The organism is Bdellovibrio bacteriovorus, from assembly GCF_048286975.1.
In the GTDB taxonomy this organism is placed as follows: domain Bacteria; phylum Bdellovibrionota; class Bdellovibrionia; order Bdellovibrionales; family Bdellovibrionaceae; genus Bdellovibrio; species Bdellovibrio bacteriovorus_H.
This window is the reverse complement of sequence record NZ_JBLVRT010000005.1, coordinates 116,337-137,680: the sequence shown is the minus strand read 5'-3', so window position 1 is coordinate 137,680 and position 21,344 is coordinate 116,337. Positions and strand designations below refer to the sequence as shown.

At 49.9% G+C, this 21,344-nt stretch carries 19 protein-coding genes and 1 riboswitch; of the genes, 11 read left to right on the top strand and 8 right to left on the bottom strand.

The genetic code is table 11. The features are described from left to right. The first annotated feature begins 4 nt into the window (after positions 1 to 4). Positions 5 to 1,636 (top strand): ChaN family lipoprotein, encoded by a 1,632-nt coding sequence (locus ACNQKP_RS14970; RefSeq protein ID WP_417865632.1) that lies wholly within the window; start codon positions 5 to 7, stop codon positions 1,634 to 1,636. After that, positions 1,633 to 2,037 (top strand): DUF4339 domain-containing protein, encoded by a 405-nt coding sequence (locus ACNQKP_RS14965; RefSeq protein ID WP_417865630.1) that lies wholly within the window; start codon positions 1,633 to 1,635, stop codon positions 2,035 to 2,037. Before ACNQKP_RS14970 ends, ACNQKP_RS14965 begins: the two co-directional genes overlap by 4 nt. On the opposite strand, the gene ACNQKP_RS14960 is transcribed toward ACNQKP_RS14965, so the two are convergent. After that, on the bottom strand, positions 2,030 to 2,302 hold the full coding sequence (locus tag ACNQKP_RS14960; protein WP_011164549.1) for an HU family DNA-binding protein: 273 nt from the start codon (positions 2,300 to 2,302) through the stop codon (positions 2,030 to 2,032). The two genes, ACNQKP_RS14965 and ACNQKP_RS14960, sit on opposite strands and share 8 nt — an antisense overlap. A 171-nt stretch (positions 2,303 to 2,473) precedes the next feature. Between ACNQKP_RS14960 and ACNQKP_RS14955 the strand changes: the two genes are divergently transcribed. The 5 genes from ACNQKP_RS14955 (at position 2,474) to pyk (ending at position 7,898) form a co-directional block, all read left to right on the top strand. Further along, positions 2,474 to 3,187 (top strand): hypothetical protein, encoded by a 714-nt coding sequence (locus tag ACNQKP_RS14955; RefSeq protein ID WP_417865628.1) that lies wholly within the window; start codon positions 2,474 to 2,476, stop codon positions 3,185 to 3,187. A 41-nt stretch (positions 3,188 to 3,228) separates the two neighbouring features. Then, positions 3,229 to 3,903, top strand: a complete 675-nt coding sequence (locus ACNQKP_RS14950; protein WP_417865626.1) for a tetratricopeptide repeat protein — start codon at positions 3,229 to 3,231, stop codon at positions 3,901 to 3,903. A 34-nt stretch (positions 3,904 to 3,937) separates the two neighbouring features. Continuing rightward, positions 3,938 to 4,642 (top strand): hypothetical protein, encoded by a 705-nt coding sequence (locus tag ACNQKP_RS14945; protein ID WP_417865624.1) that lies wholly within the window; start codon positions 3,938 to 3,940, stop codon positions 4,640 to 4,642. 86 nt (positions 4,643 to 4,728) lie between these two features. Then, positions 4,729 to 6,405, top strand: a complete 1,677-nt coding sequence (locus ACNQKP_RS14940; protein WP_417865622.1) for a hypothetical protein — start codon at positions 4,729 to 4,731, stop codon at positions 6,403 to 6,405. A 5-nt stretch (positions 6,406 to 6,410) separates the two neighbouring features. Further along, a complete protein-coding gene (gene pyk / locus ACNQKP_RS14935) occupies positions 6,411 to 7,898 on the top strand; it encodes a pyruvate kinase (RefSeq protein WP_417865620.1) in 1,488 nt (495 codons plus the stop codon). 61 nt (positions 7,899 to 7,959) lie between these two features. On the opposite strand, the gene ACNQKP_RS14930 is transcribed toward pyk, so the two are convergent. The 4 genes from ACNQKP_RS14930 to ACNQKP_RS14915 form a co-directional block, all read right to left on the bottom strand. Further along, on the bottom strand, positions 7,960 to 8,943 hold the full coding sequence (locus ACNQKP_RS14930; RefSeq protein WP_417865618.1) for a cyclic nucleotide-binding domain-containing protein: 984 nt from the start codon (positions 8,941 to 8,943) through the stop codon (positions 7,960 to 7,962). A 146-nt stretch (positions 8,944 to 9,089) separates the two neighbouring features. Beyond that, positions 9,090 to 9,746 (bottom strand): CoA transferase subunit B, encoded by a 657-nt coding sequence (locus ACNQKP_RS14925; RefSeq protein ID WP_417865616.1) that lies wholly within the window; start codon positions 9,744 to 9,746, stop codon positions 9,090 to 9,092. A gap of 9 nt (positions 9,747 to 9,755) precedes the next feature. Then, on the bottom strand, positions 9,756 to 10,454 hold the full coding sequence (locus tag ACNQKP_RS14920; protein ID WP_011164541.1) for a CoA transferase subunit A: 699 nt from the start codon (positions 10,452 to 10,454) through the stop codon (positions 9,756 to 9,758). Between the two features lie 5 nt (positions 10,455 to 10,459). After that, a complete protein-coding gene (locus tag ACNQKP_RS14915) occupies positions 10,460 to 11,635 on the bottom strand; it encodes a thiolase family protein (protein WP_417865614.1) in 1,176 nt (391 codons plus the stop codon). A gap of 146 nt (positions 11,636 to 11,781) precedes the next feature. On the opposite strand from ACNQKP_RS14915, the gene ACNQKP_RS14910 reads away from it, so the two are divergent. The 3 genes from ACNQKP_RS14910 to ACNQKP_RS14900 all read left to right on the top strand — a co-directional run bounded on the left by ACNQKP_RS14910 (position 11,782) and on the right by ACNQKP_RS14900 (position 14,446). Then, entirely contained in the window at positions 11,782 to 12,762 is a 981-nt protein-coding gene (locus ACNQKP_RS14910) for a DUF4097 family beta strand repeat-containing protein (RefSeq protein WP_417865612.1), read from the top strand. 65 nt (positions 12,763 to 12,827) lie between these two features. Then, positions 12,828 to 13,724 (top strand): hypothetical protein, encoded by an 897-nt coding sequence (locus tag ACNQKP_RS14905; RefSeq protein WP_088565170.1) that lies wholly within the window; start codon positions 12,828 to 12,830, stop codon positions 13,722 to 13,724. Between the two features lie 150 nt (positions 13,725 to 13,874). After that, a riboswitch (purine riboswitch) is annotated at positions 13,875 to 13,972 on the top strand. Continuing rightward, positions 13,967 to 14,446 carry a hypothetical protein gene (locus ACNQKP_RS14900; protein WP_417865610.1) on the top strand — a complete coding sequence of 160 codons (480 nt, stop codon included), beginning with the start codon at positions 13,967 to 13,969 and terminating at the stop codon, positions 14,444 to 14,446. (Overlaps the previous riboswitch by 6 nt.) 70 nt (positions 14,447 to 14,516) lie before the next feature. On the opposite strand, the gene ACNQKP_RS14895 is transcribed toward ACNQKP_RS14900, so the two are convergent. The 3 genes from ACNQKP_RS14895 to ACNQKP_RS14885 all read right to left on the bottom strand — a co-directional run bounded on the left by ACNQKP_RS14895 (position 14,517) and on the right by ACNQKP_RS14885 (position 19,886). Then, positions 14,517 to 15,272 carry a substrate-binding periplasmic protein gene (locus ACNQKP_RS14895; RefSeq protein WP_417865609.1) on the bottom strand — a complete coding sequence of 252 codons (756 nt, stop codon included), beginning with the start codon at positions 15,270 to 15,272 and terminating at the stop codon, positions 14,517 to 14,519. Between the two features lie 96 nt (positions 15,273 to 15,368). After that, the gene (locus tag ACNQKP_RS14890; RefSeq protein ID WP_417865607.1) at positions 15,369 to 19,139 is read right to left on the bottom strand and encodes a tail fiber domain-containing protein; all 3,771 of its coding nucleotides are present in this window, start codon (positions 19,137 to 19,139) and stop codon (positions 15,369 to 15,371) included. A gap of 117 nt (positions 19,140 to 19,256) precedes the next feature. Beyond that, positions 19,257 to 19,886 (bottom strand): hypothetical protein, encoded by a 630-nt coding sequence (locus ACNQKP_RS14885; protein WP_417865605.1) that lies wholly within the window; start codon positions 19,884 to 19,886, stop codon positions 19,257 to 19,259. Between the two features lie 94 nt (positions 19,887 to 19,980). Here ACNQKP_RS14885 and miaB point away from each other — a divergent pair, with 94 nt between their 5' ends. After that, a complete protein-coding gene (gene miaB / locus ACNQKP_RS14880) occupies positions 19,981 to 21,342 on the top strand; it encodes a tRNA (N6-isopentenyl adenosine(37)-C2)-methylthiotransferase MiaB (RefSeq protein ID WP_417865603.1) in 1,362 nt (453 codons plus the stop codon). Positions 21,343 to 21,344: the final 2 nt, after the last annotated feature.

Genomic DNA, 21,344 nt, shown 5'->3' with positions numbered 1-21,344 from the left:
CAGCTTGAACGACCTACAAAAATGGATACGTATTCGGAAAGACCTGTACTTGCAGATGGAAAAGCAGGTGCGGCATCGATTGGGGCGGGACACGCCCGAATTGATGCGCTATCAAAAGGTCTATGAAAAGGAGTTCGCCAAGAAATGGACGGCCTCCACCAAGGAAGCTCTTTGGGAGCAGATGAGTCACTCTCAGGTCGTTATGGTCGGGGACTTTCACGCCCTTCATCAGTCCCAAAAAGCCCAGGCGCGCATCCTGCGCCATATTCCCAAAGACCGTAAAACCATCCTGGCTGTGGAGTTTCTTGAGGCCGCCGATCAGGACAAGATCGACCGCTATATGTCCGGAAAGATGTCAGAGCGTGATTTTCTAAAATCAGTGCAATGGCAGTCCAAGTGGGGATTTCCCTGGGAATACTATCGTCCTTTGTTGCGCTGGGCGCAAAAAAACAAGGTCGCTGTCCGCGGAATCAATCGCAGCTATAAAAAACGCAATGCCACGACTTTGAAGTCACGGGATGTCTTTGCCGGTAAGAAAATTGCGGAATTGGTTAAGGCTCATCCCGATCATTTGGTTTTCGTTATCTACGGGGATTTGCATCTGGCATCAGAGCATATTCCCGCCGAGATCGTCCGTATTCTGGGTGCGCCGTTTGCCAAGCGTATTCTGCGAATCTTCCAGAACTCTGAAAAGATCTATTTTCAGCTGCTGAATCGTGAGCTGGAAGCCAGTACGGATTTGGTGCGCCTGTCACAGAATGTTTTCTGTCTGATGAGTGTTCCGCCATGGGTGAAATGGCAGAATTATCTGATGTATCTGGAACAGACTTACGATCTGGGCCTGCATGACGATGACGACGAAGATGATGAGGATCTGCTGGATTATACAGATCATGTTGGTCGTTATGTGAAGATCATTTCGGAAGAACTGGGGTTGACGGTTTCGACCTCCAGTCTGTCTGTGTACACGGCCCGGGACAGTTCTTTCTGGAGTCAGGTGCGTGAGCACTATGATCCCAAAAAATTGCGCTGGATTGAAATGATGATTGCGGATGAAAACTCGTTCTATTTACCAGAAATTGGTGCGGCCTATCTGGCGCGGGGAACGGTGAATCACGCGGCCTCTTTGGCGATGCACTTTGTGCATGCTCAAGTCAGTGGTGAAAAGCTGATCCCCACGGATGTTCCAGCAGATTTCCTGCGTCTGATATGGAAGGAAGCTGTGGCCTATTTTGGATCCAAGATCATCAATCACAAACGCAAGACCGACACGATTGCAGATATCAAGGCAAGTTTGGCGGCTCGCGGTCCCTCGGATCTGGGGAAAGAGGCCCTGCAGCTGGCGCTTGCGCAGAAGATGCATGAGTTGATGGTGATCACCGGTGTTCCGGGGCATCGTCTGCAGGCGCGTCCGCGTAAAAAGTGGAGCTATGTTCTGGCTGCGTCTTTGCTGGGCGGGATGATGGGGGAGCGTTTGTTTGGCGGATATCAGAAAAAACTGATCAAGGCCGCCACTTTGGCAACCTTCCTGAAAAAGCCATTGGGCAATCAGCATTTTGATGTGGTTTACTATGAAGCGCTGGAAGTGATCGAGTCCTTGCCGGCACCGTTCCTGAGTAAAAAGGAAAAGCTATGAAAAATGACCGTTGGTACTACAACAAAAATCTAAAGCCCCAGGGCCCTGTCGGTTTTGAAGAAATCCGTCAGCTCATACTAAAAGGTGATATCGGTCCTCATGATTTGATTTCGTGTGATGCGGATGGCAGCTGGAAGTCGGCTTGGGAGTGGGGGTTTGATCGCAGTTTATTCCCGGCGACCCAAGGTTATGTGCAGGGGATGGATATCGCCGCTGATGATAAAGAATGGGTGTTGCTGGTGGCCTCAGATGATGGCAAGGCCATGGTGCAAGAAGGGCCTTATTCTGTGCGTGAAATTCAGGAATCCGTGCGCAGTCAGCGCGTCAGTGCTCAGAACTATATCTGGAAATCCGGTATGAGCGGTTGGTCGCGAATTTTGGATCGCCCTGAGTTTAATTAAGGGCGTCTTTAAGGTCTTTGCCGGGTTTGAATTTGGGAATGTAGGCACTGGGAATTTTCACCGTCTCGCCGGTTTTAGGATTGCGTCCCTGGCGGGCTTTGCGGGAACTTCTGGAGAATGTGCCAAAGCCAACAAGTTTGACTTCGTCTCCGTCTTTTAATGCTTCTTGAATAGCTTCCAGGGTGGCGTCGAGAATCAGTTCGGATTGACTCTTGGTTGTCTTTGTTTTTTCTGCGACCAGTTCCACCAATTGCGCTTTATTCATAGCTCATCAATCCTTATCCCGAAGGAACCTACCCTAATTTTCCGTGTCGGGATGGTCAAGTTAAATGAAATTTTCAGGTCCTGGATGTGTTGCAGAAATTAATGGCTGTTAAGTGTCATGCTTTTTATTTTCTGATCTATTGGGTACTATGGACTTTCGATGGGGGGCTTTATGGTATTCATTCTTGCACTTTTGTTTCCGGTTTTCGGATTTGCTCAAAACTATTCTTCTGCAACCCTTTACGATTTGAAATCCAATCGCCAAAAAACTCTCTTTACTTTGAATATAGATCTTGCTGCGCAGGCCGACGGAGTGCAAACGCAGACGGAATTCCGTGATGCCGAAGGCAAGGTTGTTGTGAGTGAAAAAGGCCTGATAAAAGGGGCCGAGGTGCTGTCTTATGAAATCGATCGAAAGCAAACGGATGAAAAAGGCCGCTTCCAGGTTCGCGACGGGCGCATTTATTTTGAATATGAAGGCCCTGGTGGGAAAAAGAAAAGTGCGGATGAAAAACTGAGTGGTTTTGTTTTAAGCACTCCCAATTTCAATGCTTTTGTTGAGAAAAGCTGGGGCGACTTGGCAGCCGGAAAGCCGCTGGATGTTCGCTTCGCTGTTTGGGATCGCCTGGAGACGGTTGGATTCACCCTGCAAAAAGTCGGCGAAAAAGATGTGGCCGGCGTCAAGTGGATGGAGCTTCGCATGAAGCCCACAAGTTTCATCATCGCCGCCATCGTCGATCCGATTCATCTTTGGTATTCCCAGGCGGACAAAAAGCTGCAGGTGATGAAGGGGCGTGTGGCGCCGAAAATTCAGAAGGATGGCAAGTGGAAGGATCTGGACGCTGAGATCGTCTATACCTACGACCAGAAGTCCGTCTCGAAATAAGACAGTCTCAATATTTATCGGTTTTTGCCGATAAGTGAGACATGAAAAATCAGAACTCTTTATTCGTCGTCTTCTGCCTGTGCCTGGCTGTCGGATTCATGGGGGTGTATGCCACATTCGTGGCGCATTTCAATGGTCATGAAGAGTATGAAATGCGTCTGGCATCCCTGCAAAAACAGGTGGAAAAAGAGAAATTCAACAACTCTCTTTTGAGTTACCAGTTGAAGGACTTCCAGCAAACCGTTGCGCAGGTTCTTCCGAACGACAAAACACTTCAAGCAAAGTATGAACTTCACAATCTTTCCGCGGTGGTGCGTGCTCCAGCCAGTGAAGAGGCTTTGGATCTGTCCGGTGCCATTTATGAAAAGGGAAAGCGTTACTTTAATGGTCAGGAATATGACCGCGCCATTCGTGAATTTGGTCAGTTGCTGGAAAAATACCCATTGTCCCAGCACAGTGTTGAGGCGCGTTTTTTCATTGCTGAAAGCTATTTCCTGAAAAAAGACTACCGCAGCAGTCTGGGTCAGATTGACGAGATGGTGACCCAGTATCCGCAGCACGATCTGACGGGTTTTATTCTGCTTCGCATGGGGCAGATCAGCGAAATCAACAGTCAGACAGAGGAAGCGGCTGAAATCTATAAAACCGTGGCTAAGAACTTCAAGAATGAAAACCTGAAAAAGCAGGCGCGCAAACTGGCGCAAAGTGTTGAGTAGTATGAAGAAAGTCGTGCGCTTGATGTTATTCTTGATGGCATTTCAGATGGAGGTCCGGGTTCGGGCCGCCGGCGATCTGATTGAGCAACCATCGGCTTGTCTGAAGTCTCAGGAAAGCTGCGCGATTCAGGTGACCGGTTCTGCTTTCCATTTTGAAAAAGGCAACAATCAGCTGCATGCGACGGCTGGATCGGCCCTGGTTCGTCTGGCGCCGGATCAATGGCGCTTGGTGAAGGGGGCTGTGTGGGTTGCAGGTGGAAAAAACCTGCAGCTTGAAAGTCTTTATGCCACGACCAAGGCGACGATGGGGGAATATTGGGTGATTTCCCAGGATTCCCGCATTTTGATCCGCAATATGAATGCATCCCTTAAAGTGACTTTGCGCGATGGGAAGACTTTGGAAATCCCTGAGGGCTTCGAGGTCTGGGTTGCCGGTATGAACTCTCAAGGCAAGAACGAATACGGCATGATTGAGCCTGTAAATATGAAAGAGCACCTGCCGATGTGGAACTCCCTGTATCGTGGCAGCAAAGAGGACTTCGCAAAAGAAGTGCGTCTGTACCGTGATAACTGGGGTGATCTGGCTCAGAAATCAAGCCAGCTTTATCAGGCGCTGACTGAAAGAAAGATGGCTTCTATCGAAGCTCAGGAAAAGGCCGAAGAAGCGCGCCGCCAGCGAAAAGCCGCGGAAACTCAGCGCATGAAAGAGCTTTACCGTCAGCGCGTCTTTGAGCGCTAGACTCTGGTCCTGATTTTAATTTGCATTCCATGTCAATTGAAGTTTCTTCCCATCCCTCATGTTAATCTGAGGTCTGGGAGGATAGGATGTCTTCTATTTCATCATCGGATCGTGCGCGTCAGGACGAAAAAATTCGCAAGACTCGGGAAGAGTACGAAAATCGTGAAAGCGAAAATGCCAAGCGCCGTAATGCAGAAGTTAAAAGACTTGAGCAGCGTCACCATGACGAAATCAAGAATATCACTGATGAATATGAAGGCCGTATCGCCGAACTGAAGGATCGTAACCGCGAGACTTTGAGTGAGCGCGACTATGAAAACTCCAAGAAAATCGACGAGGTCCGTCAGACTTATCGTGAGTCTCTGCGCAATAAAACTGAAGATGCCTATAACGCCCGTGAAGAGCAAAAAGCGGCGTATGAAAGCACCATCAAAAAGCAGAAAGAAATCAACGAATCCCAGAAACAAAATCTGGTGGGTCAGTTGAATTCCGAAGTCAGCCATCGTGATGAAAGATTTCAGAGCGCGATTGAGGAAAATCGCACCAAATCCCAGAAAGCCATCAAAGACAATGCTCGAAAGCTGAATGAAGCCCACGAGCGTGAAAGAGAATCCATTGTAACCAGTCACGATGAAACATTGCGTTCGAAAGACCGCAATGAACGTGAAATGCGCAAGTCCTATGAGGGGCGCCTGAAGCAGTCTGAGCGCCAGCGTGAGGCCGACAATTCCCGCTGGTCCCAGAAGTATTCTGATTATGTGACCAACAGCAAGGAAGAGTACGGTGACAACCTGCAGATGAAGCAGGAAATCATGGATCAGGAGCGTGTGGCGGTTCGCGATAAGTACGAAAACACCCTGTCCCAGAAATCCAACTTGATGGACGAGCAGAATCAGAACTTCAGGGACTCCGTGAATGGTCGTATTAACAGCCAGATTCGTTCCCGTGACAGTCAGATTCAGCGTCTGAACAGCCGTTTGAATAATGAGATTTCCAAAAACGAACGTCTGCGTGGCATTGAGCGCCGCAACCTGACTCAAGCTTATGAGCAGCGGTTGAATCTTTCTGAAGAACAGCGCGAAAACGCTGTGGATCGCATGAAAGACATCAACGATGAGCGTATTGGCAAGGTTTTGACGGAAAATCAGAAGCTTTTGCGCAATACGGATCGTGAAAACAAATCCCAGGTCAGTATTATGAACACTCGCCATCGCGAGGAAAAAGAAAACCTGCTGACGACCCATAAGGATCAGGTTACGCAGGTGGCGAATAACGCTGAAGCCCGCGTGAAAAAAGTGATCGATCTGACCAATAAGAATCAGGATCAGATGGAGCGCTACTATAGCGATTCTTTGGACACCATGAAGGCGAACTACATGGAGCGCATGGACGTGGTGCGCGAGAAAAACAGTGCCGATCATTCTGCCAATCATAAAGCCATGACGGAGCGCTTCAGAACTATGGAAGCCAGCTTCAACTCCAAGTTGGAGCAGACTGTTAAGACTTATGAAGATCGCTTGGCTGCCCTGAAAGACAGTCAGGATCGTGAATTGAAGCGCATCGAGAAAATGTACGCAACTCGTGTGGATGAGCGGGATAAGTCCGGTAAAATGGAAAAAGAATCCATGCAAATGAAGTACGAGGCTAAGATAGCTCAATTGAACAATTCGCATCAAGATCAACTTGATAGAATGAATAGACGCCATCAGGAAGATATGCAAAACTTGTCTGTGAAGATGAGTTCATATAGCAGGAAGGCGTAGTTCAAATGTTAGCAGATCGTCGAGCGAAGATTGTGGCCACTATTGGGCCAGCGACACGTGATGAGAAAAATCTGGAAAAAGCAATTAAGGCGGGCATGAACGTGGCTCGCCTTAACTTTTCGCACGGAAGCCATGAAGATCACCTGAAGGTGGTTCATTCTCTGCGCAAGCTCTCTAAAGAGCTTCAGGCTCCGGTGGCGATTCTTCAGGATCTTCAGGGGCCGAAGGTCCGCGTTGGTAAGTTTGAAAATGGCTCCATCGAAATTAAACCTGGCGAAAAACTGGTGGTAACGACGGCAAAAGTTCTGGGGAAACCAGGATTGGTTCCGTCCGACTTCCAAGAGCTGCCTTTGGCCTGCGTGCCGGGCACGCGCATCCTGCTGGATGACGGCCTGATGGAAGTGAAGGTTTTGCAGGTTCGCGGTGAGGAAATCGACGTGGAAGTTGTCTATGGCGGTATTCTGAAAGACCGCAAAGGCATGAACCTTCCGGGTGTAAATCTGCCTGTGGACTGCATGACTCCAAAAGATCTGGAGGATCTGCAGTTCGGTATTGCCAATAAAGTTGATTATATTGCTTTGAGTTTCGTTCGTCATGCCCGTGATATCCGCAAGCTGCGTGAATTGATCGAGGCCGGGAATTCCAATGCGAAGATCGTAGCCAAAATTGAAATGGTGGAGGCGATCGAAAATCTGGAAGAAATCTGCCGCCTGAGCGACGCTGTCATGGTGGCGCGCGGGGATTTGGCTGTGGAAGTCGGTCAAAGCCGTCTGCCGGGTTATCAAAAGCGCATCATTCAGGTGTGCAATCAATTGGGTAAGCCGGTGATCACAGCGACGCAGATGCTGGATAGCATGGTTGAAAACCCTCGTCCAACTCGTGCGGAAATCACGGATGTGGCCAATGCGGTTTTGGATGGAACTGATGCTTTGATGCTGTCGGCGGAATCTGCCAGCGGCAAATATCCGTTCAAGTGTATCCGCACTATGCACGAGATCATCACTGAAGTGGAACGCAACGAAGAAGAGTATTATAAAATCTCTCTTGAGAACGAGTTTCTGAGCACGCCGGCGTCTATCGCCGCCAGTGCTTCATTGAGTGCGCTGAAGCTGAATGCAACCGCGATCATCTGTCTGACGACTTCCGGTAAAACGGCAAATATCATTTCGGCCTTCCGTCCGAAGGCGCGCATTATTTCCGTGACTCAGCATCTGGATGTTTTGAATGGCATGGAATTGGGCTGGGGTATTCAGACCCACGCGATCAAGCCATATAAGACGATGGAGGATATCCTGCGTGAAGTGGATCTGTTGTTGGTGTCCCATGGCTTGGGTAAAACCGGGGACCGTGTGATTCTGACATTGGGTCAGCCGATTGCTTGTGGTGCAAAAACCAATTCGATCTATGTGCATACAGTGGGCGGGGAAAACGTGGCGAAGCTTCCTAATGACAAGTTGCCTCTGCGTTGTCAGGAAGAGCCGGTTGTTGAATAAGTTTCTTTGAAAGAATGAATAAAAAAGCCAGGGAGTCCCTGGCTTTTTTATTTTCCGCGTTCTAGCGAAGTTTCTTTTTTAGGTTGTTTACGATGGTCCAATTGCGCGCCAAAGGTTCAACGTAAGGCAGTTCCACCATGATGTAGACGCCTTTTTCATCCATGATCTTTTCCGTCAGATATTTTTTCTCAATCAAAGAATTCACATCGTCCGCGCGGATCAGCTGACCCAGCTCTTTCATGGATTCGTTCTGCACATCGGTCAGATCTACTTTGTACAAACCCTTGTGGTTCGGCTGGGCACGGCGGGCAAATAGCAGGATGCCGTTTAGAATGTTGACCTCAGGTTCGGTTAACGCCGGCAGGCGGTCTTTATCCTGTTTGAACAGCCACTCGTTGTACCAGTCGACAAAGCCAAACAGTTCCTGTGGTTTCAGGTTGGTGATTTTCTGTGTGCCGTCGCCACGGTCTTCCTGGGAAAGATAGCCAAGATCAGTCAGGGCATTGGTGATGCTTTGCATTTTGTTGGTGGCTTCCTGGAAAATCTGAATCGTGTAGTTGCGAATCAGAACAGACGAGAAGCTCAAGCCCCCGCCTTCTTCCGGTTTCCCATACTTGTTCCCAACCAGATTCAGAATGGAAATGTACTTGTTCACGATGTGAGGCGGGAAGCGCTCTTCATCGGGATTGGTGTTTTCAAGCAGGCGGATTTTTTGGTTCGCATCACGCAGTTTTTCATTCAGCGTTTTCATGATGGCGCGAACCCACACCGGCAGCTGATCCATCTGTTTGTTCAAAGAGTCATAGGGAAGTGCGATCACTTCAGAATCTTTGGTGGCTTTTACATTGGCGCTGCGGGGTTTTTTGTCGAACAAAGCCATTTCGCCGACCATCGCGCCAGGCTGGATTTCTGCGATGACAACTTCAGTGTTGCCTTTGCTTTTGGTGATGGCAAAACCGCCGGTCTTAACGATATACATGGCATCCGGAGCATCCCCATCTCTGAATAGATAGGTGTCTTTTGCCACTTTTTTTGCTTCTGCCACGAAAACCCCACTCGCAAGTACGTGAAGATTTATTATCTATGGGATTTTCAGGCAGAGCAATGAGGCACTGGACCTTGGTGGGTGCGCGCCGGGGAAGTGTATAAAACCAAGACGGCTTCTTTGTGGGAAGCCGTCTTGAAGTGAAACTAGAATGTCATCGCTTTGCAGTCTGGAGCAATCTTCATTTTGCCCTCAGTGGCTGCCAGAACTTTTTCCGGCGTTAGATCCGGAGCATATTCTTTCAAAACGAAACCTTCAGGTGTGATTTCGATCACGCCGAAATCGCTGACGATTTTCTTGATGCACTTTACGCCCGTCAAAGGCAGCGTGCATTTGGTGCGAAGCTTGGAATTGCCTTCCTTGTCCGTGTGTTGCATAGCCACGATCACATTGCGTGCGCCTGCAACCAAGTCCATTGCGCCGCCCATGCCTTTAACCATCTTGCCTGGGACCATCCAGTTGGCAATGCTACCGGTTTCATCAACCTCCATCGCGCCCAGAACAGTCAGATCCACGTGACCACCGCGAATCATCGCAAAGCTGTCAGCGCTGGAAAAGAAGCTGGCGCCCGGAAGAGCCGTCACAGTTTGTTTGCCGGCGTTAATCAGGTCGGCGTCGACATTGGCTTCTTTTGGGAATGGACCCATGCCCAAAAGACCGTTTTCACTCTGTAGCATAACGAACTTGTCCTGAGGGATGTAGTTCGCCACCAAAGTGGGGATGCCGATACCCAGATTCACGCAATAGCCGTCTTCAACTTCCTGAGCGATACGTTGAGCAATTTGCTCTCTTGTTAATGGCATTTTGCTCTCCTATCCCTTGGAAACAGTTTTTTGTTCGATGCGTTTTTGATAGTCAGTGCCCTGGAAGATGCGTTGAACGTACACGCCCGGCGTATGAATCTGATCCGGATCCAGTTCGCCAATCTCGACCAGCTCTTCAACTTCAGCCACGGTGATTTTCCCGGCTGTTGCCGCCATCGGATTGAAGTTGCGCGCAGTTTTTCTGAAGATCAGATTTCCGAACTTGTCGCCCTTCCACGCTTTCACAAAGGCGAAATCACCTTTGATGCCTTTTTCAAGAACATAGTCGCGACCGTCGAATTGTTTGATCTCTTTGCCTTCAGCCACCAGTGTGCCCACTCCTGTCGGAGTGTAGAAACCAGCGATCCCTGCGCCTCCTGCACGAATGCGCTCAGCCAAAGTGCCTTGCGGGCAGAATTCCAATTCCAGTTCGCCGCTCATGTAAAGCTTTTCGAACAAAGCGTTTTCGCCGACATAGGAAGAAATCATTTTTTTGATCTGGCGCTTTTGCAAAAGCAAACCCAGACCGAAATCATCCACGCCCGCGTTATTAGAAACGCAGGTCAGATTTTTCACACCCATTTCATTCAAGACAGTGATGCAGTTTTCCGGGATGCCGCAGAGGCCGAAGCCTCCCAGCACCAGAGTCATGTTGTCCTTGACGTCAAAGAGCGCGCTCTTGGCGTCTTTAAACACCTTTTTGCTCATGATGATTACGCTTTCTCGATGATCAATGCCACCGCTTCGCCGCCACCGATGCACAAAGTGGCAAGGCCGTAGCGTTTGTTGTGAGTGTGCAAAGCGTGAACCAAGGTCGCCAGGATGCGCGCGCCAGAAGCGCCGATCGGGTGACCGATAGCCACAGCACCACCGTGGATGTTCACTTTGGAGGCCGGGATTTCAAGCTCTTTCATCGCCACTTGAGTCACAACGGCGAATGCTTCGTTGATTTCCCAAAGATCCACATCGCCCACTTTCAGGTTGGCTTTGTTCAGAGCGGCTTTGATCGCGCCCACTGGAGCTGTGGTGAAGTATTTTGGCTCGTGAGCGAATGTAGCGTGTGCCACGATTTTCGCCAAAGGTTTGATGCCGCGTTTTTTCGCTTCAGATTCAGACATCAAAACGTGCGCAGCCGCACCGTCGTTGATTTTGGAAGCGTTGGCCGCCGTGATGGTGCCGGCTTTGTCGAAAGCGGGTTTCAAACCTGGAATTTTGTCGAAGTTCGTGTTGAACGGTTCTTCGTCTTTATCGATGGTTACAGCGCCTTTGCGGCCTTCAACCACAACAGCGGCGATTTCGTTTTTGAAAGCGTTTTTCGTCCACGCGTCCTGAGCCTTTTTGTAGGAATCAATCGCGAAAGCGTCCTGTTCTTCACGAGTGAAGCCGTGTTCTTTCACGCAGATTTCCGCAGCATTACCCATGTGGAAGTTGTTGTATGGATCCCAAAGACCGTCTTTGATCATGGAGTCGGTCATTTGCGTTGGACCCATGCGGTAACCAGAGCGGGAGTTTTCAAGCAAGTGCGGAGCCAAAGTCATGTTTTCCTGACCGCCAGCCACTGCAATTTTAGTGTGTCCCAAAGCGATAGAATCTGCTGCCAGCATCACGGATTTAAGACCGGAGCCGCACACTTTGTTGATGGTCATGCATGGAGTGGAGTTTTTCAAACCCGCACCCAGAGCCGCTTGACGCGCTGGAGCCTGGCCGACACCTGCAGTCAGGACTTCACCCATGATGCATTCATCGATTTCGTCAGGAGAAACACCTGCGCGAGAGATAGCTTCCTTGATTGCTGCCGCACCCAGTTTTGGTGCAGGAACAGAGGCAAAGCCTCCTTGGAAAGTAGCTACAGGGGTTCTTACGCTGCTCACAATTACGACATTTTCCATTTTCACCTCAAATTTTACCTGTCAAATTAGTCTCGGGCGCTTTCCGCCCGAAGCTTTATAAATACCTTATTGTAAATGCCCGGATACTTTTTTATATTTTAGGAACAGAGTCAATAGCCCCCGGGATGGGGCAGGGGAGTCAACGCATGTCAGCGATTAGTTTCATTCTTGCCCACCTCGTGTTTCAGCCAGTGATGGCGGCGACTTTCGACGTGCCAGTCTCTGAGGGGGATCGTCTGGTCCTCAAAGGACTTGAGGCTCAGGTTCAGATGGTGGCGCAGCCGGGTGCCGCGTTGCGGGTTTCTGGAGTGGAGCAGTCCGGCACCGAAGGCATGTTCATCGTTGAAAAGAAAAATAATATCATCGAAGTGCGCATGAATGAATACAGCGGGAAAAGAACCTGGCTGAACATCTTGCCAAAAGCGAATACACAACTGAAAAAAATCGAAATCACGGGCCCGGCAATGCCTGCAGAAGTGCAGTTGCGCGGCGGATCCGTCGTGGCGCAGAAGTGGAATAAAGACCTTAAAGTGAGCCTGACTCAAGGCCGCGTTGCGGCACTTAACGGCGCAGGGACGTTGCAGGTCTACGTGCAAAAAGGCGACGTTTCTGTATCCGATCATCTGGGCAAGGTGGAGGCGGACTCTTACTCTGGCAGCATGACCTTGAAGAACATCCAGGGGGATGTCGAAGCGTCCCTTTTCTCGGGTCAGATGAACATTGAAAAAGTGCGTGGTTTCCTGACCGTGTCGGCGCAGCAGTCGGCGGCCAAGGTCAACCAAAGCAACGGGACTATTCAGTTTGAAAGCGGCAAGGGCAGCCTGAATATTCAGGGCTTCCAGGGGCGCATCGAAGGTCAGAACCAGGATGCAGCCATCACAATTGGCATGACTCTGGATTCTGAAGTGGATGTGAAATCCAAGTCCGGCAAAGTCAGCATTCAGACGCCTCCGGGATCGGGAGCTTCTTTGAATTTGATGACGGTGGAAGGTGAAATTGTTGTTCCTTCGGAACTTCGTGTGACGAAGCTCAGTGCGGAAAAAAGTGTGCGTGGGCGTCTTCGTGGCGACGCACCTAGAGGAAGCATTTTTGTGCGCAGTCAAGATGGCACTATTTCAGTGAAATGAGTTGACAGCTTTTCTCAAATGTCTGACAGATGAAATGATCATCTAAAGCACTACCAGGTAGAACTATGGCAAAAATCGTTAAAAAGAAGCCCGCGGCGAAAGCCGCTGCAAAACCAGCTAAAAAAGCGCCCGCAAAAGCCGCAAAGCCAGCTCCAAAAAAGCCGGCTCCGAAGGCTGTTGTAAAGAAAAAGGCCGATAAAGCCCCTGTTAAGGCGGCTAAAAAGCCTGAGGCGAAGAAAAAGCCGGAAGTAAAACCGGCTAAAGCCCCGGTTAAAGCAGCCAAAGAGACCAAAGAGGTTAAAGAAACCAAGGTCGAAGCGGCCAAAAAAGCCGAGAAAAAGGCAGCCCCGCAACCTGCTCCTGAAAAAGCTGCGCCTAAAAAAGAGGCAAAAGCCCCTAAAAAAGGCAAAGCGAAGAAGGAAAAGGACGAAAACGAGCTGGAAGACGATTTTATCGCCGATGACGATCTGATGGGCGATGAAATTGGTGAGTACGAGGAAGAACTCAAAGCCGTCGAGGAATCCGAAGAGGAGATCGAGGTTGATGAAGAGTGGGTTGCCGAGGAAAAAGCCAAGTCTGACGAAGAAGTGGTTCTGACGGATGCCGAAGGCCGCCGTTACTGCCGTGCCCGCGATTGCGATCAGATCGCTGCCGTGGATGCTTACTGCCGTTACCACTACCTGATGTTCTGGAAGAAAATCCAAGTTCGTAAGAAGATCCTTCAGGATGGTAAACTTGAGCGTTATGTGGAAGAGCTAACCTCTCGTTATCCGGACAAATTCCTGGAAATGATCCGCCGTGATTTGCGCACTGAAAAAGACTTCCTGGCTGCCATCCAAGAGCTGGAAATCGACGAATCAGCGAGCGACAATGACTTTGAAGAGGATAACAGCGCGTTCATCGAAGAAGTTCGTGGAATGGGCGAAGGATCCGGCTCCGGAGTCGAAGACGACGAGTACTAGTCGGCCGGTGAAAAAGGCCTTGAAGTTGTTCTTGAATAGAATTTTTAGAAAGACCTGCCTGATGAGGGTGGGTCTTTTTTTTGTTTGGGGACATAGGCTGGGTGCGTTAGGGTCCTTAGTTTTTTATTGCAAAGAAGAAATCGCACCATTACTACTAACCGCGGTTACACAAATATAAGTCGGAGATAGGGTCTGACGTTTCTACCTGCCACCGTAAAGGGCAGTCTATTTGGAGCGAATATATGTTGAAGAGCGCAGTTCTCTTTGTTGTTCTTTTGTTCTCTGTTTCCATGTCCCAGGCTTATGAAGCCTTCCCAAAGGGACCAGATGCTTCCCTGACGCCGGGGGCTCTTTGCAACCGTCCGTCTGAATACCGTTACCCTGAAAAGATCAAATACTGTGAGCGTGATGTGTCTTCTTCTCAGAAGGCTGCTATCTTCCAGAAATACGACCAGATTGGATACAGAACGCGTTCTATGAAGCGTCTGGCGTTCAAGATTGATCACTATATCCCACTTTGTGCGGGTGGCAGCAACGACGCTAAAAATCTGTGGCCACAGCATGAATCTGTCTATGAAATCACTGACAAATTGGAAGCTCTGATCTGTGAAAAAATGGCTGCCGGCCGTTTGCTTCAGAAAGACGCTGTGGAAATCATCATCCAGGCAAAAAATCACCTGAATGAAGTTCCGGAAATCGAAGCTCGCGTTCGCGAACTTTAATCCTTAGAATTTATATTTATCTCTGTTCGAGGGGCGCCCGTGTCTGAGTAAGGCACGGGCATTTTTCGTTTTAGGGGTTCATGGTGTGCAGGGAGTTGAATCGGGTCATGATGCGCTCGTAAGTGCCGTCAGCGCGTATGGCCTGCAGACCCTTTTCAAAAACATGAGCGTAGTGCGCTCCATCTTTATGATTCTTTGAAAAGTTCAAATACAACCCGTCCTTGGAAAGGCGGCCCACCGGCTGGATTTTTTTGGCCAGTTCGGGATGGCTTTTCAGAATATATTCCCCGGTCAGCCCCCACACAACGGCATAGTCGATGCGGTTGCTGGCCAGCTTTTCCAGTTGGGATTTTTCCGTGGGGCTTTGTGAATGCAGAATCTTTTTGTTCTGTAAAAACTCTGTCGGATAAGTGTAGCCATTCGTGGTGCCGACGACTTTGTTTTCCATGTCTTTCAAAGTCACATTCTGTTTGCCGTCGCGGATACGGCCATAGACGACCATTTCTGCTTCAAACATCGGCGTCTTGTGAAAGATGTATTTATCTTTGGTGTCCTGGTTGATGATGGTGTCAAAGCATCCCAAAGACTTTCCTTTTTCCACTTCATAGATACAACGGGCAAAAGGCACGGGGCGGGTGATGACGGTGATACCCTGACTTTTGAATGCGGCTTTGACAATTTCCGGGGCCAGACCCACAACGTCCTTGTAGTCGGCGGAAGCAGATGAATACGGAGCCCAGTCGTCCTCACCATTGATTACGATGGTCGTAGCAAGGGCGAAATTCCCGGAACAGGTGAGTGTCAGTATTAGAAGTAGTTGCAGCATCCTGAGTCCTTCAAACATCTTCTTTCATTATCCTGATATGAGGTGTGCACGCTAACTAAAAAAGCCCCTTAATAAAAATTCCGCGGCCAATGTTGTCTATTTGCAAATTGGATTTTGCGGTTCTTTTTCACAGACATAGTCTTTGAAAACTTTATTTTGCTGTTTCAGATTTTGAACCTCCTCTTTCAGTGAGGCTATTTCCCTCTTGGTGTTCTGAGAATCTTTGCTCCAGATTTCATAGAACTCTTTCAGAGCATTAAACAGCGGCGCCACCAGGTTTCCGTAAGTCACTGATTTGTAGCCTTCCGCATCTGTTTTTACGGCTTGCGGGAACACTGTTTCCACATCCTGCGCGATCACCCCGATTTGCTGTGTTGGATCCGGGTTCACTCCGGGCTTCCAGTGGTAAGTCACGCCTTGGATTTGCAAAGCTTTTTTCAGTGCATTCGGAATCACTTCAATATGGGTTTTGAAGCGACGGTCGGAACCGTTCGAATATGTCCCGGCGATCCACATGTTTCCGGAAGAATTCGTGAAGTTCATGCGTTGCCCGGCAGTGCTGTCCCAGAAGCGGAACATGCCGGTGCTGGCCTGATAGCCATACCCAAAGTATTTTCCGCCATCGGCACCTTCATAGGGAACGTACACGTCGAGGTTGGCGCTGGCTGCGGATCTGCGCAAGGTGAAAATTCCCTGGTCGTGGCCGTAATCACCCAGGGTCAGTAAACCGCTTTGAAAGGCTGTGCCCGAAGCGCCGATTGAGACTTGTCCGTTCTGACCGACAATCATGCGCAGGGTGTTGGTGTTCGGGTTCCCGGGTGTCAGACCATTGGCTCCATAAAAAACAACCCCATTTGGACCGACGGCCAATGCGGAGGCGGTGGTGCTTTCTGCGATCCAGGCCGAGCCTGTGTATTTGGTACCTCCGGAAAGGATCAGACCCGGAGAGCTGGTTGGAGTCGTCAGATAGCCAGCATAGGTGCCATTGGAAATGCGAACGCCAGAAGCAGTTGCAGGCCCGGTGACGTTCAGGCGGTGCGAGTCTGCTCCGAATTCACCGATAGAGACATTTCCACTGGAGTGCATGGACATCACATTGCCGGTGCTGCCGCTGACGCCAGAATGGTCGCGCCAGATATTCAAGGTTCTGTTGTTGGCGGATGTGTCTTGTACGATCGCCCAGCGGTTGGTGGTGCTGCCGCCCATGGTGTAACCACTCTGATTGGCATCTGCGCCAAAGGCGCCGACAATTGAATCACCAGTGCCGTTAACCTGCAAATTATAACTTGGAGACGTGGTTCCGATGCCGACTTTTCCAGAGCCATCTATGCGCATTTTTTCTGTGCGTGTGGCAGATCCGGTTGTTGTGGTTTCAAAAATCATTTTGCTGCCGCGATTGGTGGTGCTTTGTGTTTCCGAAGCACTGACTTCGATGGCGGCGTTGGTGGTTCCGGTGCCGGAGCCATCGTGGGCGCGGAAGTACAGCCCACCGATGGTGTTTCCGGAATTGACTGCAGTGCCGGATGCGATGGTCCCGCGGGTTCGTGTCAACATCAGTGCGGCTCCGTTATAATCGGCGTCTGAAGCATGGAACAGGCGCTGCTGGAACGCATCTGAAGTTTGGATGTCAAGTCTGTAGGAAGGGGAATTGGAGCCAATGCCGACATAGCCGCCGTTGGTAACACTGAGTTCGTTGTTGGATCCACCTGTACCCAGATCCGTTCGGTTGGTCGCAAAGTCCATGGCCAGAAAGTCATTGGTACCGGTGCAGGCTGTGTTTGTGCATTTCCCCATGTTAAAGCTGACACCATTCGTATACATGGTTGTCATATTGCCACCACGATCCAGTAAGAATCGCGCAAAAACTCCAGGGTCTCCTTTTACAATGAATGGATGCTCTGTTCCTGTGTAGGTGGTGCCGACACCACCGGCGACGATGACTCCGTCATCGTAATACAACTTTGTCCCTGAAACCTGCCATTGTCCCAAAGTGGAAGGCAGAGCACTGGATGGCAGTTTTCCACTGCCATCAAGCAACAGCACCTCGTTGGCGGCGGTTCCGGCCGCTCTTGTGGAGGCTGTGCCAAGGCCTGTGACTTGTGTGTTGGCGATAGATATGTTCTGGCACTCAAATTTATCAGTGATCGAACTCCAGTTCAAAGTCTGAGCTGCTGTACAGCCGGCGGCATTGAAGGCGCTTCCGCCAGTCAGGTTTTGCAGTTCACTCAGTTTCACAAAACCCGGAGTCCATTTGCTGGTGCCGTTGTCCCATTTCAAATAGGCATTGGCCGTCGGAGCCGTCGAAGCAATTTCATATCCCTGAATCTTTGCCACGGTCGGATTGGGATAAGTGCTGCCAAGGTCTCCGCCAGCGTTGCCGGTGGGCGCAGATCCCGTGGCGGAAATTGAAATGCTGCCGTTGCCATTGGTGATCGAGATTCCAGACCCGGCTGTCAAAGTGGCTTTGCTCAAAGTGTTTCCAGTCGAGTTACCAATCAACAACTCACCATTGACGAAGCTGGTCTGGCCCGTTCCGCCCTTATTGACTGGTATGGTCGGAAGATCACTTGAGGTGATGGTGATTCCATAACCTGACACCGTCGTCGGTTTACCAGTTGTGATTTTGCTCCAGTCCAGAGCTGGGATATCAGCAGCGGCGATGGGTCCGTTGACTTCTGTCGCCGGCGCCCATTTGGTTCCGTCGTATTTAAGCACCTGGCCCGATGTTGGGGCTGTGGCATCGACACTGACGCCTTTGATTTTATCAACGCTGACTGCACCGATGGAGCCGCTGACATCTCCTGCAACAGACACATTGATTGCCTGACACAGGAATTTTCCGGCGACGGAGTTCCAGTAGGCGGTTTCATAAGCTGTACAGTTGGCGCTGCCAACGGCAGTGTTAAAGGTCGCGGTCGGCAGCAGTCCGCTCAAAGAACTGTTCAGATTTGTCACATCGGCAATGGCAATTGCGGAGCTGGTCCATTCGGTGCCGGAAAACTTCATAAAGTGTCCGGACGTGGGCGCTGAGTTTGATACAGCCACGCCCTGGATTTTTGCGACGGAGGGATTTGGGTAGGTGCCGCCCAGATCTCCATTGGCGTTGCCTGTGGGGATGCGCGCATCTGTGAAGCGCGTATCATTGCCTGCGGCCACCGTATTGGCGGTTGTGCCAACGTTGACAGTCAGAAGTGGGGTGGAATTGCCGGTAGCGACAGTCAGATAGCTATTGGCGGAGGTGACATCTGTCACAGTGCCGCCAGATGCGCCGGTCACTGGTGCGCAGGAAAAGCTGGTGCCGTCGAAGGTCAGGAAGTTATTTGCCGGGCAGGCTGCGACGGTGTTTTTCAAGACAAAATCCGTGGGCTGATATGAGCCCAGCTTTTGAGCCGACAAGGAATAAGCGGCGTAGGGAACAGAACGTATTTCATTGTCAGGAGAGATCGTCTTCCAGCCTGTGCCGTCATGGAATCTGACGCGCAGACGGCGTTGATCATTGACGGACGGATTGTAAATGGCGCCGCCATCACAGGAAAGGCTGCCGGAATTTTTAAATGAATCAAGCAATGTGAAAGTGCCGGCGGTTGGGTGGCTTTGGGAGCCGGTTCCGATTGGTACATCGAACACACCACCAGAGTTTGTCAGGTCAATGTGATCCACTTGCTCGCGATAAATGATGCACTGGCCGTTGGGATTGGTGATTTCAAATTGAAAACTGACGTTGCTATATTCCAGCGGTGTTCCGTCGGCCTTAAGGATTCGACCTTGATAGGTCAGTGAGTTGGGGGCTGCCTGTGCTGAAACTTCCAGCAACAAAGAAGCTGTTAAGATAGCAACAAGTGACGTTCCGTATTTGCGAGTTTTCATGCCTAACTTATCGGCATAAACTCGTATTTAATAGATATCTCTCTGATTTGTCTGGAAAAATCTTAATGAAGGGGATGTCTCAGAGTGAGAATCTATCCCCCAGACGGGAGAGAGCCTCTAATGAAGCTGCTTCTTTCCTTTGCCACCAAACATCTTTGGACCTTTGTCTTCAGAGTCTTCCTCAGCTTCTGCCGTGGATTCGTCCTCTTCAGTATAGTCCTCATCGTCGCGTGGAGGCGACAGTTCTTCACTCTGCTCCGCGCGGCTCAAGGCATCTTCATCTTCTTCTTCGTCGGTATCGTGAAGCATTTCTTCCTCACTCAAACCCAGAAGTTTGTTGGCTTCAGCTTCCAGGTTGGAATTTTCCGTCGAGAACTTCAGATAGACTTTTTTGCCCTGGAACGGAACTTCCTTCCAAGTGTACGGGAAGTCCACTTCACCTTCGTTTTCCAGGAACTCCAGCATCATGCTGGCCGCGGCGTCGACACAGTTATGAATGCGGGAAACTGCGTCTTGTTGCTCTTGTGAATAGCTCATGGAAACCTCAAAATTGGCTTGGGCCAGGCGGCCTTCTTCCAGATAGCCAACGCGTAGCGCAATTTCTTCCTGATAGATGCGGCCTTCAATGATCAACTGAGCATTGTCCAGATACTGGGCGAAATTTTCTTTAAAAACAGTCTGAATCTGATCTGAGTATTCTTTAGGGAAGGATGTCCATTTTTTTGAACTTTTCAGTCTTGGGATCATGACGAAGGCCTCCATCAGGTTCGGGCTTTTTTTGACATTCTTAAGACGGTCCTCTATAACTCACTTTCCTTAATGACACAAGAGGTAAGAGCTCGTGGACGACATCACCCAAAATCTTGAAAGTGTTCAGAAAAATCCCGATATCGGGATGGGTCGTGGCGTCTATATTTCAACCTATGGTTGTCAGATGAATGTGAACGACACCGAGCGAATGTACGCTCTGCTTGAGATGCAGAACTTTGTGCCGGTGACGGATCCTAAAAAGGCTTCGCTGATTATTATCAATTCCTGCAGTGTGCGCGAAAAACCTGTTCATAAGGTTTATTCCGAAGTCGGCACGTACAAATACATGAAACGCAAAAACCCGGAGCTGAAAATCGGCGTGGGTGGTTGCGTGGGTCAGCAGGAAAAGGAAAATCTGATGAAGACCCAGCCGATGATCGACTTTGTTTTCGGCACGGATCAGATCGACAGTTTGCCTCAGCTGGTGGCGAAATCTTTTGCGGGTGAACGCAGGCTGGTAAATTCCCGCTTTGAACACCGTTCGCCTTATCACATTGAAACTTTGGTGCGTAATCCGGGGGTGGCCACTTATGTGAACATCACCAAGGGCTGCGATAATTTCTGCACCTTCTGTGTGGTTCCGTACACCCGCGGTCGTGAAAAATCCCGCCCGGTTCAGCACATCCTGACCGACATCCGACATCTGGTGAAGCGTGGAGTGAAGGAAGTCACTTTGCTGGGGCAGAATGTAAACTCTTACCAGGGTGACGAAGGCATCGACTTTGCTGACTTGCTGGCGAAGGTTGCCAAAGAAACAGATGTTGAGCGCATTCGTTACACGACTTCACATCCCAAGGACTTTAACCAGAAGCTGGTCGATGTGATGTCTGAACATTCCAACAAGATCATGGAATACATCCATCTGCCGTTCCAGGCGGGCAGCACCAGGGTGCTTGAACGCATGAATCGCAACTATACGCGTGAAGAATATCTGGAGCGCATTGCGATGATTCAAAAGGGGCTGCCGAATGTCTGCTTCTCAACGGACATCATCGTTGGTTTCCCAGGCGAGACTGAAGAGGACTTCCAGGATACATTGAATATGGTGACTGAGGTCGGGTTTGAAACCATCTTTGCGTTCAGCTATTCACCGCGTCCGTTCACCAAGGCGGCCAAGTTTGAAGACCAGTTGCCGGAAGATGTGAAGAACGAGCGTTTGAATCGTCTGTTTGATGTGCATGAGGCAATGGCCTTTGAACGCGTAAAGCGCTACGAAGGCACAACCATGAAGGTCCTGGTTGAAAATGTGGACCGTGATCACGGAAAAATGCAAGGCAGAAGCACCGGCAATAAGCTGGTTCACTTCCTGGGAACCGCGGATTTGATCGGTAAAACGGTCGATGTGAAAATCACCAAGGCGTTCCCGGCAGTGTTCAGAGGAGAAATGATTTAATC